We start from the raw sequence: 15,532 nt of genomic DNA, 5'->3' as shown, positions 1-15,532 counted from the left end.
GCTGCTCTGCCAATGCTCCCCATGATCTGAGAAGTCTTTGCACGATGCATCTCTCGCTAAGAGATCAGCGCCGCTTTGTTTGTATTATGACGGATTTCCCCAATCCCTGACAACATATGCGTTCGGATTGGGGCAAAAAAATGACAAAAACCGGCGCGAATGCACCGGTTTCTGTAAGGTTTTAGAGGCTGGATTATTCGGCTGGGGCCAAATCGGCCTTTTGCACTCGAAGAAGCTTGCCAGCGACGATTGATATGATCGCGGCCCCGAAACTTAAGAGTGCCCCCATTTTCGCCGCGTCTTGCACATCGCCAGGGGGGAAGGCCACCGAGGCGACAAAGAGCGAAACCGTAAAGCCAATGGCCGAAACAAAGCCGATTACGACAAGGTCTATGATGCGCATACCCCTTGGTATGCCGAGTTTCAGCGGTACAGCCGCCACCCAGCCAAAGAGCAGGATGCCAATCGGTTTGCCGATGATCAGACCTGCCAGAACCAGCCAAGTCGCATCGCCCATTGCGCTGAATTCGACGCCAGCGTTCAGTAGACCGAAGAAGAACAAGATGACTTCAACCGGGTGCTTCAATGCGTGTTCAATTACGTTCAGCAGGTCATGTAGATGCGTTTCCGCTTCGGAGAAAAAGCCAAACGCGCGGTCAGCATGCGGGATCGCAGGCACAACTGGCAGCAGACCCAACGCAGGGTGCAGACCTGAGCGCATGAAGCCATACCAGCTAATGCAGGCTGCAACAGCATAGGGCAGGAAGTGCAGGTTCTTGCGGACCCAAGTCGAGTTCGGGCGATCCTGTTTGCCGGCGTCCATTTTACGGGGCAGCCAGTTGAAGATCAGGTAAACTGCCAGTGCCGCACCAAAGGAGGCCAACAGCCATTCAGGCGCAAGATCACCAGATGGATAGAAGATCGCCAGAATTATGAGGCCCGCCGCATCATCGGCAATCGCCAGCAACAGCAGGAAGCGCACAGCAGGATGGCCCGCGCCAAACACGATCCGACCGACAAGATAGGAGAAAGCGATATCTGTCGCAGTTGGGATCGCCCAACCATTCGCAACAGCATTGTAGGTGTCAGAACCCATCAGAAAGGCCAAACCAAGGTAAACACCGATTGGGCCAAACATGCCGCCTGCGGTCGCAAACAGAGGAGTCGCTGCCTTTTTGCCGCGTAGTGAGCCGTCCTTCAGGATCACAGCTTCCCACACTTCCTTTGCTGCCATCGCAAAGAACAGTGCCATCAGGATGTCGTTGACCAGATAATGAAGCGTGAGAGTTCGATGGCCGTGGTGATAGTGGCCAATCGGTGCATGATCCCAGATCACAAACTCCACAAAGTGGTGGTAGGTTTCAGGGTTTGTATTGGCCCATAAAAGCGCAAGAAGAGCACCGATGATCAATAAAAGCGAATAATTGGTAAGAAAATTCCAAACGCGGTACATCAGTCCTCCCCAGGAAACATTTTTTATTTTGGATACCTGAAATATGAGGTCTGAACAACGGGATGACCACGCTTAGAGCGGTTTTGACGCGTGTTCCGCGTAAGCGATAAGCTAAAGGTTTGAAGAAAATGCATCTTTTTGTGCTGTATTTTTGAGACTTCGCCGAAATTTGATCAGATCAGGCCAGTGAAATCGCTTGCCACAGTACACCTGCGAAGAAGCTGCCGATCATCGCGAGGCCAAGATATGCGACAAATACCCGTGGCTTCACGAGAGCCCAGACGGCGATAGCGGCCGGAATACAGCTGACGCCACCTGCGATCATGAAACTCATCGCCGCACCCGGAGCCATGCCCTGTTGCAAGAGGGCGTCAACAAGAGGGACAGCTGCATAGCCATTGAGATATGCAGGCGCACCAACCAATGCTCCCAGAGCAATCGGTTGCAGCCCCTCGCCACCAAGGAAGGTCGCGATCCATTCCGCCGGTACGTAGTGGATCATCAAAGCTTCGATGACATAGGCAAGCGAAAGCCACTTTAGCAGGAAGACGGCGTTGTCCAGGCCAGTTTCGCGAAACACAATCTTGCGGGTGTTATCTTTCCAGAATGCCCATACTGGCTTTTCCGAAAACGGCGCTTTCACCCCACAGCAGCCACCGACCTGAGGCTTTTCGCGTAGCGGGTCGGCGAAGACTGCAGATTTCGCAAGAGACATGGTCACGAAGCCACCAAACACACCCAGCCCAATGGCGGCCAATGTTTTTGCAAAGGCAAAGTCAAAACCCAATTGGCCCGCTGTGATCGAAAACATTGCGGGGTCCATCAGAGGGGAGGCCAGCCAAAAGGCCATCACAGCAGACAGCGGGGTCCCTGCGGCCAATAGAGCAGCGATGAAAGGGATCACTTCACAGGAACAGAAGGGAGCAAGGCCACCAAGCAAGGCAGCAAAGATAATCATGCGGCTTTCGCGGCCCGCAAAGGCCTTCGCCACAACGTTCTCTGCTCCGGTTGCTTTGAGGTATGCAATGGCGAGGACCGCAAAAGTGATGAAAGGCGCTGTCCCAGCAAGGGCCTCTAAGGAAAAACTCAAGGTTGGCACAAATTGCGGACGATCAAAGACTGCCACCCCCAAGAGGATCAAAACCAAGGCCAGCCAGGCTTTGTCTATACGCTTCAAAAGCGGCGTCCGTGGAGATTGAGTGATGTCAGCCATGGTTGTGTTCCTGATTGTCGCAATCTGCGCAGCATTCATTGAGCAAAAATTCAGAGAGGGTGCGCACTTCTTCAAATGCGATGGCAGCGCAGATGATGCTGCGCCCTTTTTTCTCCTGCCGCACAAGACCGGCCTGAGTCAGTATTTTCATATGATGGGTCAGGGTTGACCCGGTGACACCGCTGCGCTCTCCCAATTCGCCAATACTGAGGCCGGGCTCTCCTGCGCGAACCAGCGTCAGCAAAACACTAAGGCGTTGCTCGGAACCAAGGGCGGCAAAGGAAGAAGCCGCAACTTCCAAACTCAGATCGGATGGGTGCATAATTTTCATATTTCTAAAATTATCGAAATATCGATTCCCTGCAAGTTTTATTTTCATAATTCTCGAAATATCGAATTAATTTGATTTTCACAGGTGAAAGGGGGAGGGTGCAAACATCTAAGAGGAGCGTGCCATGACCATTGCAGAGATACTGACCTTCGCCATTGTTGCAGGGCTACTGGTGATGTCGCCCGGACCAAATGGGGTATTGATTGCTCGGACAGTTCCAACTTCAGGGCGGCAGGCTGGGTTTGCCAACGTTCTCGGCTTCATCGCAGCATTCTATCTGCACGGCATCTTTTCCATTCTTGGGCTCTCCTTGCTTCTCATGCAATCCGCGACTCTCTTTGCCATCGTGAAATACCTAGGGGCTGCCTACCTTTGCTGGATTGGGATACGGTCCCTTGGTGAGGCCTTTCGAAAGGCGCAGTACGTGGCAACGCCGAAACCCGCCAAAAGGGAGCGCACGCTCAGACGATCTTTTATCGAAGGGTTCCTGACAAACGCGCTGAATCCAAAGGTTTCGATGTTCTATATCGCTGCTTTCCCGCAGTTTATTACCGTGGGGGAAACCACTGCTGCGACATCCTTTATGCTGGTGACTGTACACGCTTTGATCAATGCGATTTGGTTTGGCGCGATGGTGCTCTTGTTGACGCGCCTGACGAAGATTGCCAGCGGTGGAGGATTTCAGCGCTGGCTCAAAGGGATCACAGGAGTGGTATTCATCGGGTTTGGCGCCAAACTCGCGACCGTGCGGGCTGCTGTCTAATCCACCCTGCCATGACACTGCAAACAGAGATCGCCGGTTGCCAGCTATGCGCTGATCGCTTTGCCAAGACACATACAGCGCATCAACCTCGCCCAGTCGTTTGGTTTCAACCCAACGCGCGTATTCTGGTTGCCGGTCAGGCACCCGGCGCGCGGGTGCACGAAAGCGGGCGACCATTCACTGACCCTTCTGGGGATCGCCTGCGCGAATGGATGGGGATTGATGAAACCGTGTTCTACGATCGATCCAAGCTAGCCATATTACCCATGGCCTTTTGTTTTCCGGGGTATAACGACAAGGGAGCCGATCTACCCCCGCCTGCCATCTGTGCCAAGACATGGCGAGGCAGTGCGATGGAACAGCTAAATTCCGTGCGCCTGACATTATTGATCGGCGGATATGCGCAGAAATGGCACATCGGTGCGGGGAAAGTTACGGAGACCGTTGCTGGTTGGCGCGACCATGCGCCCTCGGTCTTCCCCTTGCCACATCCGTCTTGGCGGAATACGGCATGGTTGAAGAAACATCCCTGGTTTGAGGAAGAGCTGCTTCCAGTTCTTCGTCAATCTGTAAGAGAGGCTTTGGCGTGACCAATATCGACCAGACCCCAATTGACCTCACCCATGCGGTGATGGAAGCAAACCCAACTGACGACAATGCGCGCTTGAAGTTCTACGAACGACTGGCTGATGCAGAGCTGTTTCTGTTGCTTGAGAAAGAGCCAGAAAGTAACCGGATTTCACCAGAAGTCTTTGAGGTACAGGACGCGTCCTTTGTGCTGGTGTTTGACACGGTGGAACGGCTCGCAGAGTTTGTTGGAAAACCCGCACCCTATGCAGCGCTTTCAGGCCGGGTGATTGCCGACATGCTTGCGCCCGCTGGCATTGGCATGGGCGTTAATTTGGAAGTCGCACCATCGTCGATCCTCATTCCTGCAGATGCGATGGCATGGCTTGTGGAAACGCTTGGCAACGCGCCGGATGAGGTGGAAGCGAAACTTGCAGAATTTACCCCACCGTCCGGTTTGCCGGAAACATTGATCTCGTCGCTAGATGCGAAACTGTCCACAGCGATTGGTTTGGCGCAATGGGCATATCTGGTAGGCACAGTTCAGGAAAACGGCGTCCGTTCGCATCTGTTGGGGTTCGTCGGCGCACTTCCTGACGCTGAAGGCGCATTGGCTAAGGCGGTATCCGAAGCGCTGACTTTTTCCGGTATCGATGCTGGCGCGCTTGATGTTGGGTTCTTTTCCAAGAATGACCCGATTGCCGCACAGCTGGCCAAAGTGGGATTGCGCTTTGATTTACCAGAGCCGGAGGAGCCTCAAGAATACGTGCAAGTCGCACCGGGAAGCGATCCAGAAAAGCCGCCAAAGCTGCGATAGTTTGAGGCTTCAGCCTTTCGCTTCACTTTGGAGTTAAACCCCTAATAGCCGGTCTCACGATCGACCTGATACAAAAGCGGCTCACCAACTTCACCCCGACGGATGTTCTCGGCAATCACTTGTGACGCGGTACTGGCACGTGTTTCCGCCGCGATATGCGGTGTGACAGTCACATTTGGATGCGCCCAGTAGGGGTGGTCAGCGGGCAATGGTTCCACTCGAAAAACATCCAGTGTTGCATGACCGATCTGGCCTGAGTTAAGCGCATCCAAAAGCGCGTCATCGTCAATCAGTGTCCCGCGTCCGGGATTGATGATCCGAGCGCCTCTGGGCAGCATATTGATCGTCGATGCATTCAGCGTGTTTTCTGTTTCGGGCGTATTCGGAAGGAGGAGAACGATGATCTCAGACTGCGAAATCGCCTGCACAAGGCCGTCATTCCCCGAATAACATGGGATGCGATCTATCTCTTTCGGCCGACGTGACCAGCCAACGACGTTGAAGCCAAGTGCGCTGAGAGTCTTAGCGCAGGTTTGCCCCAATTCTCCAAGTCCAAGAACCGCGACTTTCCGTTCGGAAGCCAGTGGAGGAACCACAGGTACCCAGTCTCCATTCTGCGCTTGTAGATTGGCATCGATATCCAAGTGGTAGCGCAGAGTATGGCCCGTCACCCACTCGACCATGCCCTGAGTGAGGCCGGGATCAACCATCCGGCAAAGCGTTTGCGTCAGAGTTTCATTACCCACAATCTTCTCGACCCCAGCCCACAGGCTGAGCACCGCCTTGCAGTTCGTAAACGGCGTGAAATCCTGCAGCTCACTGCTTGGTGCGTAGACGATATAGTCGACTAATTTTGCATCCATCTCCCGTTGCAAATTGACCTTAAGCCCCAAGACGTCGAAGCTTTTCATCAGGGAACCCTGATAGGTTGTCCAATTTGCGTCAGAGGCTGCAAACAAAACGTTGATCATGACGCAAAAACCCCGCTTTGGTCTTGAAAGCCTTTGATCTCAATCGGGTTGCCTGATGGGTCATGAAAGAACATGGTCGCTTGCTCACCCGCTTTGCCTTCAAAACGAATTTGCGGCGGCAGTTCAAACTCCATTCCGAGCGACGTCAGGTGTTCGGCCAATGCATTCCATTTCTCCATCGGCAGCACCACGCCAAAATGCGGCATGGGCACACTATGCTCTCCGACAATACCAGTTTTTGCCACCGGGAATGGGGCACCGAGGTGCAGCGACAATTGATGCCCGAAGAAGTCGAAGTCGACCCAGGTCTCGGTCGAGCGACCTTCTTTACAGCCAAGTACTTTCCCATAAAAGTCTCTTGCTTTGTCCAGATGGGTCACGTGAATGGCAAGATGAAAAGCACTCATGTACGCTCCAGTTTTGAGAGTGGATTAACGCGGGCGGTGCACATGGGCGCTTTGCACCATGCCAAAGGCCACCATCAGGACGAGCATGGCTGACCCACCGTAGCTCACCAGCGGAAGTGGCACGCCCACCACCGGAGCCATCCCCATAACCATCGACATGTTCACTGCAAAGAACAGGAAAAACGTGCCTGCGATGCCCATGATCAGAAGTGAAGAGAACCGGTCTTTGTTCTGCAAAGCTGAGACCACACAGAAGATGATGATCAGCGCATAGAGGCAGAGCAAAGAGAAGGCTCCGAGGAAGCCAAATTCTTCGGCGAGCGTCGTGAAAATAAAGTCTGTGTGTTTTTCAGGCAGGAAGTTCAAACGACTTTGCGTGCCTTGCATATAACCGCGTCCCGTCCATCCACCAGATCCCAAGGCGATTTTGGATTGAGTGATATGGTAGCCAGCCCCTAGAGGATCTTTTGACGGGTCCAGGAAGGTGTCGATCCGCCGATATTGATAGGCGTTGAGCAATTGCCAGCTTTTGTCTCGCGAATGCAAAACTGCGAAGATCAATCCAAAGCCGCTTGCAAAGACAGCCGCGAAGTAGCCCCAATGGACACCTGCAATGAAGACCACGACCGCGCCACCCATCATCAACAGCAAAGAGGTGCCCAAGTCTGGCTGTTGAAAGACGAGGAATGTGGGCACAAGAATAATGGCAAGCGGAAGCGCGATCCAAAATGGGCGTGATGTTTTCTTCGCTGGAAGCCAATCATAGTAGGCCGCCAAGAACATCACCAAGGTAATCTTCATAAGCTCCGAGGGCTGAAGGCGCATGAAACCAAGGTCAATCCAGCGCTGGGCCCCTTTTTGTTCTGTGCCCATGAACTCGACCAGTACGAGCAGGATCAGGGAGCCAGCATAGAGAACGCCTGACACGTTGCGCCAAAACCAAATGGGCACCATAGCGATGCCAAACATTAGGACAAGCCCCATGATAAAGCGTTTCATCTGGGCCTCGGCCCAGGGGGCATATGACCCACCGGCAACGGAATAGAGCATCAAAAAACCAACACTCGAGACAGCCATCAACAAAACCACCAGGGCCCAGTTTAAATGCAAGATTTTACTTAGGCCGGATGGGACTGTTTTAACGGAATACTCAAGATAGCTCATACGCGATCTCGCCCGTCATTTCGTAGCGCAGGGTACTCTCGGCGCAGGCGTTCCTGCTGAGATTTGATGCGGTTCCGGTCTTTGCTTGGATAGGCATCAAGCGGAGGGTCGCCTTTGTAAAGCGCCTGCAAGGTGATGTCGCGCGCAATAGGTGTCGCCGCCTTTGAGCCACCACCATGCTCAACCACAACTGCCACCGCAATTTGCGGGTCGTCATAGGGTGCAAAGTTTACAAACAAACCATGGTCGCGACGTTCCCATGGCAGGTCCTCGTTGCGGATCACCCCGGCGCGACGCTCTGCAGCAGTGATGTTGCGCACCTGACTTGTGCCAGTTTTACCGGCTAGTCTAAATTCGTCTTTGATAATGCGTTGGCTACAGGCCGTGCCTTTGCGGTGATTAGAGACCGCATACATCGCCTGTTGCACCATGCGCAGATGGTTGGGGTTCACGTCGATATCTGGCACGTCTTCGGCTGGGACAGTCTGATCGATCCCGTTGATGGATTTCACCAGGATTGGCTCAACAGCTTTGCCAGAGGCCAACCGTGCGCCCATGACCGCCAGCTGTAGCGGTGAGGCCAACACAAAGCCCTGTCCGATGGAGGCATTGACCGTATCGCCCACCACCCATTGGCTGTCCCGGTTGCGTGCTTTCCAAGCCTTCGTCGGCGTGAGGCCCGTCGCAACGGCTGACATCGGAATGCCGTGTTTCACACCTAGCCCGAACCGATTGGCCATTTCGGTGATCTTTTCGATCCCGACTTCCAAAGCGAGCTCATAGAAGTAGACGTCACAACTCTCTCGCAGGGCGGTTTCAAGGTTCATATGGCCGTGACCCCCGCGTTTCCAGCAATGGAAACGGCGATTGGATACCTGCAGATGTCCGGGGCAATAGTAAGTGCTTTTACTATCAACAATACCCTCTTTGAGGGCAGCCAATGCCACGATCATTTTGAATGTTGAACCGGGTGGGTAGGTGCCTTGAACGGACTTCGTGGCCAATGGGCGATGATCGTTTTCGGTAAGCTCTGAATAGTCCGCGACCGAGATCCCCCGCACAAACAAGTTGGGATCAAAACTAGGGGCAGAGTTGATCGCCAAGATCTCGCCGGTTTTGCAATCCATCACAACGGCGGCTGCGCTTTCATCGCCGAGACGCGCCTGGACATAGGTTTGCAACGGCTGATCGACCGTCAGTTGAAGGTCGTCTCCGGCCTGGCCTTCGCGCCGGTCCAGCTCGCGCATGACACGACCAAAGGCATTCACCTCAACGCGCTTGGTGCCCGCAGCACCACGCAGCTTTTCTTCGCGTTTGGCTTCCAGTCCCACTTTGCCGATTTGGAACCGTGGGATCAGAAGCAATTGGTCTGGGTCTTCGATCTTAGACAGATCGTAGTCTGAAACAGGGCCAACGTAGCCAATCACATGCGCGAAGTCCGGGCCATGAGGATAAAGCCGGGATAGGCCCACCTCCGGTGTCACACCGGGCAAAGCAGGCGCATTTACGGCGACCCGCGACATCTCTTCCCAACTGATCCGTTCCGCCACGGTCACAGGCAAGAATGGGGCCGTGCGTTTCATCTCGGTCATCGCGCGATTGAGCGCCGTGTCATCCAGTTCGATCAGATTTGAAAGCCGGGCGATGACTTCTTCCACATTGTCGGCATCCTCGCGCACAATGGAAATCCGGTAGCTTGGTTCATTGGCTGCGATGATCACACCGTTGCGGTCAAAAATTTCACCCCTTGCTGGGGGGATCAAACGGATATTGATGCGGTTTTCTTCTGCCAAGAGGCGGAATTCGTCGGCTTGATCGACTTGCAGGTGGCGCATACGTAGGCCGAGAATACCCATGAACCCGAGTTGCGCACCTCCGAGCAACATGGCGCGGCGCGTCAGGCGGCTATAATTCGCTGCGTTTTCGGCCTCAGTGCGTCTCATGTTGGATCACCTTCGCGGAACCGGGTTTGGCGTACACCCAAAATCAACGAACAAAAGCCTGCGACAAGAGGGTAAACCAATATGCTCGCAACCAATTGAACAAGGGTCAGAGTGAGGGGCGCTTGCTCTAATATGAAAACCGCAGTCAACAGGCGATTGGCAACCGCAATTACGGTCAAGGCAGCGGCTGCTGTGAGCCATTCCACGGAGAAGACCATCTCGGAACGGTTCATAGCGCGGCGGCGCAGGTTATCGCAGACAAAGACGGTTATTGCGGCTAGCAATCCGGGGGGGCGACCAAGCAAAAAATCGGCAAGTAAAATAACCGCTGCAATCAAAAAAGCAGGTGCATAGTCCGGGCGCCGCAATACCCAAACCATTGTAAGCACCATCAGGAGATCTGGTCCCGTCCAATTTCTAGGAACCGTGTTCAATGGCAGTAGAGACCAAAACAATAAGCCTATGGCCAATGCTGCAAAGGTGCCACGCATGATCCAGGGTTTGGCGCTGTTGGTCTCAGCCATTGCGATCCTCCAGCAGAAGATCGCTCTGAAGGTCACCCTCCGGTACAATAAGATCACCGGTCTCACCAACGGCCTCTTTGCCGTGGTCTCTGAGGACGCGCAGGAATTCCAGACGCTCATAGTCAGCAGCCAATCGCACGCGCAGACGCCCACCCGGATCAGATGCCACACGCCCAATCAGAAGGCCAGCCGGGAAAACTCCGCCATCCCCAGACGAAATTACGCGATCTCCGGGTCGAACTTGGTCGCTATGTTCCACAAAGTCGATTTGTGGTGACAGTGTATTGTCTCCGACGATCAGAGCGTTCTGACCTGACGGCTGGATTGTGGCTGGGATACGTGAAGAGGCATCGGTCAAAAGGATGACACGACTTGTCGTTTCTCCGGTGCCTGAAATTCGTCCGACCAGGCCAATGCCATCCATTGCGGCCCATCCGTCGACGACGCCATCGCGGCCACCGATGTTCAGAAGCACAGACTGGCGGAAGGGCGAGCCACTGTCAGCAAGCACCACACCAGTGATGTAGGTCAGGCGCGGGTCGAGCCGCACATTGTTCAGATCTAGCAGCCGCGCGTTTTCCTGTTCCAGCTGCAATGCGGCTTCTTTCCAGGCTTTCATTTGCTGCAGTTCGCGGCGCAATTCTTTGTTTTGCTCCACTACGCGTTGATAGCTTTGGAAATCGCGGAAGAGGTTGATCGTGCCGGTGACTGGTGCCATGGCCCACTCAAAGGATGGCACAAACCGATCAACAAGCGAGGCTCGGAATTGCTCTACACGCGGGCTATCTATTCGCCAGAGAAGGAAAATTCCCAGCAGGCACGCCACAATGAGGCCCGCAAAGAGCCTCTTGAGTGGGGCGACATAGTCTTCGCCTTGCGTCCTGTCTCGGGCCATACGTCCTCCGGTTCAGAACAGTGCCTGCAAAAGAATATGGCGGTGCAGGGGCACCTGCCAAGAGGTTTGCGCGTGATTAGCTTTCGTAATCAATCGCGTGGCGCAGCTGCTTTTCAAACTCCAGCGCCTTGCCGGTGCCCAAAGCAACGCAGTTGAGGCTTTCATCAGCAATGGAAACCGCGAGGCCTGTCTGTTCACGCAGAGCGAGGTCTAGGTCGCCTAGAAGCGCGCCACCGCCTGTTAGCATTACGCCGCGATCCACGATATCAGCCGCCAGATCCGGTGGGGTTGCTTCAAGCGCAGTCATTACTGCTTCGCAGATCTGTTGCACGGGTTCTGCCAACGCCTCTGCGACTTGAGCTTGAGAAATTTCGGTTTCCTTCGGCACGCCATTCAGCAGGTCGCGACCGCGAATTTGCATTGAAGACCCACGGCCGTCATCCGGCATCCGCGCTGTACCGATGGAGGTTTTGATGCGCTCCGCAGTAGATTCACCAACCAGCAGGTTTTGCTGGCGGCGCAGGTAAGAAATGATTGCTTCGTCCATGCGGTCACCACCGACGCGTACGGAGCGGGCGTAAACGATGTCACCCAAAGAGAGAACCGCAACTTCGGTTGTACCACCGCCGATATCGACAACCATGTTACCGGTTGGATCGGTGATTGGCATGCCTGCACCAATGGCGGCTGCGATTGGCTCTGCAATCAGACCCGCTCGGCGGGCACCCGCAGACAGCACGGACTGGCGGATCGCGCGTTTTTCAACGGGTGTCGCGCCGTGAGGGACGCAGACAATGATTTTTGGCTTAGAGAAAGTGGAGCGTTTGTGCACCTTGCGGATGAAGTGTTTGATCATCTCTTCCGCGGTGTCAAAGTCTGCAATCACACCCTCGCGCATTGGACGGATCGCTTCGATGCTGCCTGGTGTTCTGCCTAGCATCAGCTTCGCGTCTTCGCCCACGGCCAGAACCTTTTTCACACCGTCCTTGACGTGGTACGCCACAACCGAAGGTTCGCTGAGAATGACACCTTTGCCTTTCACGTAAACAAGCGTGTTGGCCGTGCCCAAGTCGATGGCCATGTCAGACGTAAACAGCCCGCCAAGATTTCCCAGCATTTCTACCCCGATCCCCAAAACGATTCTAAAATGGCCCACGACTCTGGGAGAGTGAGGGCCGTTCTCTTATAGGGCTGGGGCTGGGCTTGGGAAAGGGCGCGCGGGCGTAAATCAGCGTTATTCCGCCGGATAATGCGCCCCTGCCGAAAGCGGCTTGGCATTTGGCGGCTGTCCTGATCGGGCAAACTGCGCTAAAGAGCGCTGATCACGGGTCAAAGGGCACATTTATGCTTAGTTATCAGCACATTTACCACGCGGGCAATCTGGCAGATGTGCAGAAACATGCCCTGTTGTGCGCTATGCTTGACTACATGGGGCAAAAGCCCAAGCCGATGAGTTATCTGGAGACTCACTCGGGGCGCGGTCTCTACGATCTTGAAGCCCCTGAGGCGGTAAAAACTGGCGAAGCAGAGGCCGGGATTGGCATTGCGGAGGATTGGTTCGACGTCGACCACCCTTTCCGACGCGCGCTGAAAGCCGTGCGGGACGGTTTCGGAGAGCAAGCCTATGGCGGATCCCCCTTACTGGCCGCGCAATTGTTGCGGGCTGGCGATAAGATGCATCTTGCGGAGTTGCACCCGCGCGAAGGGGATGCGCTTGAAGATGCGATGGTGATGTTTGACGCGAAAATTCACCGCCGCGACGGGTTTGAAATGGCGCAGGCCGTGTGCCCTCCGACACCACGGCGAGGGCTCTTGCTGATCGACCCAAGCTACGAATTGAAAACGGATTACGATCTGATCCCAAAGCAAATCGCGAAACTTCACCGCAAGTGGAATGTCGGTGTGATCGCGCTTTGGTATCCTATTTTGAAAGACCAAACGCATCTCCAGATGCTAACGGCGCTGGAATTCCAAAACCTTCCAAAGACCCTGCGCCATGAAGTTCGTTTTCCAGCAGCACGGGAGGGGCATCGCATGATTGGATCAGGCATGTTCATTGTGAACGCACCTTATGGATTGCATGACGAAGCCAAGCGTCTGAGCAAACTCTTTTCTACCTAGCGATGGAGCTGCGCCTTGCGGGTTCGGTTTGAGGGGGCGGCGCTGCCACCTCGGTCGCATTCTTAAAAACGCGACCTCTCCCCCAAGGTATTTTAGCAAAGAGAAAAAGCGGGCCCTTAGGCCCGCACTTACCCTATGCGAGGTCTTTGTAAGACACTTCTTTCGTATCGGCACCGTCGCCCAGTTTGCCGCGTCTTACGAGCAGGCGGTTCAAAGCGTGGATATAGGCTTTGGCTGAGGCTACAACTGTGTCCGTGTCAGCACTTTCCCCGGTTGCAACATTGCCATCCTCGGACAGGCGAACTGAGACTGTTGCCTGCGCGTCGGTACCCGCTGTGACAGCGTGCACTTGATAAAGCTCCAGATGCGCTTTGTTGGGGTGCAGCTGCCGAATGGCTTTGAATGCCGCATCAACAGGACCGTCTCCGGATTCAATTGCGGTCTTTTCTTCGCCGTCGATCTCCATCACCAGAGTTGCGTCCGCAGGCCCACCCGTGCCGCAGACAACGCGCAGTGTTTTCAACTTCAGCACGTCATTGGCGTCATCTGTCCGCATCAGGGCGATCAGGTCATCGTCAAAGACTTCCTTTTTGCGGTCCGCGAGGTCTTTGAAGCGCACAAACACGTCTTTCAATTGGTTGTCGCCAATCTCATAGCCCAGCTGCTCCAGCTTATCGCGCAGAGCGGCGCGACCAGAGTGTTTGCCCAGTGGCAGAGAGGTGCCAGACAGACCGATGTCTTCGGGACGCATGATCTCGAAGTTTTCTGGATTCTTCAGCATGCCATCCTGATGGATGCCGCTTTCATGCGCGAAAGCGTTTTTGCCGACGATGGCCTTGTTTGGCTGGACCAGGAAACCTGACACGGTGGAAACGCGACGCGAGATTGCCATGATCTTTTTCGTGTCGATGCCTGTGTGCCAAGGCATGATGTCGTTGCGAGTTTTCATCGCCATCACAACTTCTTCCAAAGCTGTGTTACCCGCGCGTTCGCCGAGACCATTGATGGTACATTCGATCTGGCGCGCACCGCCAGCCACTGCGGCCAAGGAGTTCGCAGTCGCCATGCCGAGGTCATTGTGGCAGTGGGTTGCGAAAATGACTTCATCCGCGCCCGGTACGGTTTCAATCAGGCGTTTGATCAGATCCGCTGATTCCGCTGGTGCAGTATAGCCAACGGTGTCAGGGATGTTGATCGTTGTGGCACCTGCTTTGATGGCGATTTCGATCACGCGGCAGAGGTAGTCCCATTCAGTGCGGGTTGCATCCATCGGGGACCATTGCACGTTTTCGGTCAGGTTGCGCGCGTGAGTCACAGTCTCATGAATTTTATCCGCCATCTCATCCATAGTGAGGTTCGGGATGGCCCGGTGCAGCGGAGATGTCCCGATAAAGGTATGGATGCGGTTCAGCTCTGCGTGTTTGATTGCTTCGGCGCAGCGGTCGATATCGGCGAAATTCGCCCGCGCCAAACCACAGATGCGGCTGTTTTTAGCACGTTTTGCGATCTCGCTGACCGCACGGAAATCACCTTCAGAAGCAATCGGAAAACCGGCTTCGATGATGTCAACGCCCATATCATCCAACATCTCTGCGATTTCGAGCTTTTCATCATGGGTCATGGTCGCGCCCGGGGATTGCTCGCCATCGCGCAGGGTGGTGTCAAAAATGACGACTCTGTTCTTATCCATTGTCTTTATCCTCAGATATGCGGCTTGGGCGCTGGCTCTCGGCCGCTGTCCCCGGAATTTGGTTCACCCTTGGGTTCGATCAGCAGAACTTTGACTTCTTCTGCAGCTTTCGGGCGGTGTACAACGCCTTTGGGTACGACCACAAGCTCACCCGGACCAAAGGACACAGGATCATGCGCTTCGTATTCCATGGTGACTTCACCCTCGAGGACGAGAAAGAAATCATCGGTGGTATCATGTTTGTGGAAGGGAAATTCGCCTTTGAACTTCACGACCATCACGTCGTTATCATTGTAGCTTGCGACGACATGGGGATCCCAGTGGGACGAAAACATCGCCAGCTTTTCAGCAAGGTTCACTTTTTGCATTTTGGATTGTCCTAAACTCGGTTGATACGGATTTACGGCGCGTCACAACTCCTCTGAGCACGCGCGCCGAGTAGGCCGCGCTCAGAGGCGAGTTAGGAGTAGGTCTAGACCACGCGCAAACGGCGCCGGAAGGCGCTCGGAATTTGCGATATGGGTCTGGCGTGTCATGGGGGGGACTATACATCGGTGAAGTGGAAATAAAAGCCCGAATTTTCAAAGTTTATCTGATAACTTTGCCCATTCCCTCAGGATTAATGAGTGCCTGAAATTGAGGGCTATCGATTCCGGTTATTCGAATTCATCGA

16 protein-coding genes are annotated in these 15,532 nt (G+C 54.4%); 4 read left to right on the top strand and 12 right to left on the bottom strand.

Translation table 11 applies throughout. The features are described from left to right. Positions 1 to 193 precede the first annotated feature (193 nt). From M0D42_RS11005 to M0D42_RS10995, 3 genes are all read right to left on the bottom strand, one after another. Entirely contained in the window at positions 194 to 1,453 is a 1,260-nt protein-coding gene (locus tag M0D42_RS11005) for a Na+/H+ antiporter NhaA (protein ID WP_265018656.1), read from the bottom strand. Between the two features lie 178 nt (positions 1,454 to 1,631). Then, positions 1,632 to 2,666, bottom strand: coding sequence for a permease (locus tag M0D42_RS11000; RefSeq protein ID WP_265018655.1), 1,035 nt, complete (start codon positions 2,664 to 2,666; stop codon positions 1,632 to 1,634). Then, positions 2,659 to 2,997 carry an ArsR/SmtB family transcription factor gene (locus M0D42_RS10995; RefSeq protein ID WP_265021142.1) on the bottom strand — a complete coding sequence of 113 codons (339 nt, stop codon included), beginning with the start codon at positions 2,995 to 2,997 and terminating at the stop codon, positions 2,659 to 2,661. The genes M0D42_RS11000 and M0D42_RS10995 overlap by 8 nt, the downstream gene beginning before the upstream one ends. Before the next feature lie 124 nt (positions 2,998 to 3,121). Here M0D42_RS10995 and M0D42_RS10990 point away from each other — a divergent pair, with 124 nt between their 5' ends. From M0D42_RS10990 to M0D42_RS10980, 3 genes are read left to right on the top strand one after another with little or no spacing between them, the layout of a single operon-like run. After that, a complete protein-coding gene (locus tag M0D42_RS10990; RefSeq protein ID WP_265018654.1) occupies positions 3,122 to 3,760 on the top strand; it encodes a LysE family translocator in 639 nt (212 codons plus the stop codon). 11 nt (positions 3,761 to 3,771) lie between these two features. Next, positions 3,772 to 4,350, top strand: a complete 579-nt coding sequence (locus M0D42_RS10985; RefSeq protein ID WP_265018653.1) for a uracil-DNA glycosylase family protein — start codon at positions 3,772 to 3,774, stop codon at positions 4,348 to 4,350. 41 nt (positions 4,351 to 4,391) lie between these two features. After that, the gene (locus M0D42_RS10980; RefSeq protein WP_265021141.1) at positions 4,392 to 5,144 is read left to right on the top strand and encodes an SseB family protein; all 753 of its coding nucleotides are present in this window, start codon (positions 4,392 to 4,394) and stop codon (positions 5,142 to 5,144) included. A 41-nt stretch (positions 5,145 to 5,185) separates the two neighbouring features. Here M0D42_RS10980 and M0D42_RS10975 read toward each other — a convergent pair whose 3' ends face one another. The 7 genes from M0D42_RS10975 to M0D42_RS10945 form a co-directional block, all read right to left on the bottom strand. Then, positions 5,186 to 6,115 carry a 2-hydroxyacid dehydrogenase gene (locus M0D42_RS10975; protein ID WP_265018652.1) on the bottom strand — a complete coding sequence of 310 codons (930 nt, stop codon included), beginning with the start codon at positions 6,113 to 6,115 and terminating at the stop codon, positions 5,186 to 5,188. Further along, positions 6,112 to 6,522 (bottom strand): VOC family protein, encoded by a 411-nt coding sequence (locus M0D42_RS10970; protein ID WP_265018651.1) that lies wholly within the window; start codon positions 6,520 to 6,522, stop codon positions 6,112 to 6,114. Before M0D42_RS10970 ends, M0D42_RS10975 begins: the two co-directional genes overlap by 4 nt. A 24-nt stretch (positions 6,523 to 6,546) precedes the next feature. Beyond that, positions 6,547 to 7,686 (bottom strand): rod shape-determining protein RodA, encoded by a 1,140-nt coding sequence (gene rodA, locus M0D42_RS10965; protein WP_265018650.1) that lies wholly within the window; start codon positions 7,684 to 7,686, stop codon positions 6,547 to 6,549. After that, a complete protein-coding gene (gene mrdA, locus M0D42_RS10960; RefSeq protein WP_265018649.1) occupies positions 7,683 to 9,629 on the bottom strand; it encodes a penicillin-binding protein 2 in 1,947 nt (648 codons plus the stop codon). Before mrdA ends, rodA begins: the two co-directional genes overlap by 4 nt. Continuing rightward, positions 9,626 to 10,153 (bottom strand): rod shape-determining protein MreD, encoded by a 528-nt coding sequence (locus M0D42_RS10955; RefSeq protein ID WP_265018648.1) that lies wholly within the window; start codon positions 10,151 to 10,153, stop codon positions 9,626 to 9,628. The genes mrdA and M0D42_RS10955 overlap by 4 nt, the downstream gene beginning before the upstream one ends. Next, a complete protein-coding gene (gene mreC, locus M0D42_RS10950; RefSeq protein ID WP_265018647.1) occupies positions 10,146 to 11,048 on the bottom strand; it encodes a rod shape-determining protein MreC in 903 nt (300 codons plus the stop codon). The genes M0D42_RS10955 and mreC overlap by 8 nt, the downstream gene beginning before the upstream one ends. Positions 11,049 to 11,124: 76 nt before the next feature. Beyond that, positions 11,125 to 12,165: a rod shape-determining protein gene (locus M0D42_RS10945; RefSeq protein WP_265018646.1), complete on the bottom strand. Its 1,041-nt coding sequence runs from the start codon at positions 12,163 to 12,165 to the stop codon at positions 11,125 to 11,127. Between the two features lie 227 nt (positions 12,166 to 12,392). Here M0D42_RS10945 and M0D42_RS10940 point away from each other — a divergent pair, with 227 nt between their 5' ends. Continuing rightward, positions 12,393 to 13,169, top strand: coding sequence for a 23S rRNA (adenine(2030)-N(6))-methyltransferase RlmJ (locus tag M0D42_RS10940; RefSeq protein ID WP_265018645.1), 777 nt, complete (start codon positions 12,393 to 12,395; stop codon positions 13,167 to 13,169). A gap of 133 nt (positions 13,170 to 13,302) precedes the next feature. Here M0D42_RS10940 and M0D42_RS10935 read toward each other — a convergent pair whose 3' ends face one another. Together M0D42_RS10935 and M0D42_RS10930 are read right to left on the bottom strand one after the other, a co-directional pair. Continuing rightward, positions 13,303 to 14,859, bottom strand: coding sequence for a 2-isopropylmalate synthase (locus M0D42_RS10935; RefSeq protein ID WP_265018644.1), 1,557 nt, complete (start codon positions 14,857 to 14,859; stop codon positions 13,303 to 13,305). Positions 14,860 to 14,870: 11 nt separating this feature from the next. Then, positions 14,871 to 15,227, bottom strand: coding sequence for a cupin domain-containing protein (locus M0D42_RS10930; RefSeq protein WP_265018643.1), 357 nt, complete (start codon positions 15,225 to 15,227; stop codon positions 14,871 to 14,873). Positions 15,228 to 15,532 lie beyond the last annotated feature (305 nt).

It is taken from the genome of Cognatishimia activa, assembly GCF_026016445.1.
Taxonomy (GTDB): Bacteria; Pseudomonadota; Alphaproteobacteria; order Rhodobacterales; family Rhodobacteraceae; genus Cognatishimia; species Cognatishimia activa_B.
This window is presented reverse-complemented; position numbering and strand designations above follow the sequence as displayed.

Bases quoted from the DNA above. Each gene is read 5' to 3' on its own strand.
- M0D42_RS10945 (WP_265018646.1), bottom strand. From the start codon at position 12,165: ATGCTGGGAAATCTTGGCGGGCTGTTTACGTCTGACATGGCCATCGAC.
- M0D42_RS10985 (WP_265018653.1), top strand. From the start codon at position 3,772: ATGACACTGCAAACAGAGATCGCCGGTTGCCAGCTATGCGCTGATCGC.
- M0D42_RS10935 (WP_265018644.1), bottom strand. From the start codon at position 14,859: ATGGATAAGAACAGAGTCGTCATTTTTGACACCACCCTGCGCGATGGC.
- M0D42_RS10980 (WP_265021141.1), top strand. From the start codon at position 4,392: ATGGAAGCAAACCCAACTGACGACAATGCGCGCTTGAAGTTCTACGAA.
- rodA (WP_265018650.1), bottom strand. From the start codon at position 7,686: ATGAGCTATCTTGAGTATTCCGTTAAAACAGTCCCATCCGGCCTAAGT.
- M0D42_RS11000 (WP_265018655.1), bottom strand. From the start codon at position 2,666: ATGGCTGACATCACTCAATCTCCACGGACGCCGCTTTTGAAGCGTATA.
- M0D42_RS10940 (WP_265018645.1), top strand. From the start codon at position 12,393: ATGCTTAGTTATCAGCACATTTACCACGCGGGCAATCTGGCAGATGTG.
- M0D42_RS10970 (WP_265018651.1), bottom strand. From the start codon at position 6,522: ATGAGTGCTTTTCATCTTGCCATTCACGTGACCCATCTGGACAAAGCA.
- mreC (WP_265018647.1), bottom strand. From the start codon at position 11,048: ATGGCCCGAGACAGGACGCAAGGCGAAGACTATGTCGCCCCACTCAAG.
- M0D42_RS10955 (WP_265018648.1), bottom strand. From the start codon at position 10,153: ATGGCTGAGACCAACAGCGCCAAACCCTGGATCATGCGTGGCACCTTT.
- M0D42_RS10990 (WP_265018654.1), top strand. From the start codon at position 3,122: ATGACCATTGCAGAGATACTGACCTTCGCCATTGTTGCAGGGCTACTG.
- M0D42_RS11005 (WP_265018656.1), bottom strand. From the start codon at position 1,453: ATGTACCGCGTTTGGAATTTTCTTACCAATTATTCGCTTTTATTGATC.
- M0D42_RS10975 (WP_265018652.1), bottom strand. From the start codon at position 6,115: ATGATCAACGTTTTGTTTGCAGCCTCTGACGCAAATTGGACAACCTAT.
- mrdA (WP_265018649.1), bottom strand. From the start codon at position 9,629: ATGAGACGCACTGAGGCCGAAAACGCAGCGAATTATAGCCGCCTGACG.
- M0D42_RS10995 (WP_265021142.1), bottom strand. From the start codon at position 2,997: ATGAAAATTATGCACCCATCCGATCTGAGTTTGGAAGTTGCGGCTTCT.
- M0D42_RS10930 (WP_265018643.1), bottom strand. From the start codon at position 15,227: ATGCAAAAAGTGAACCTTGCTGAAAAGCTGGCGATGTTTTCGTCCCAC.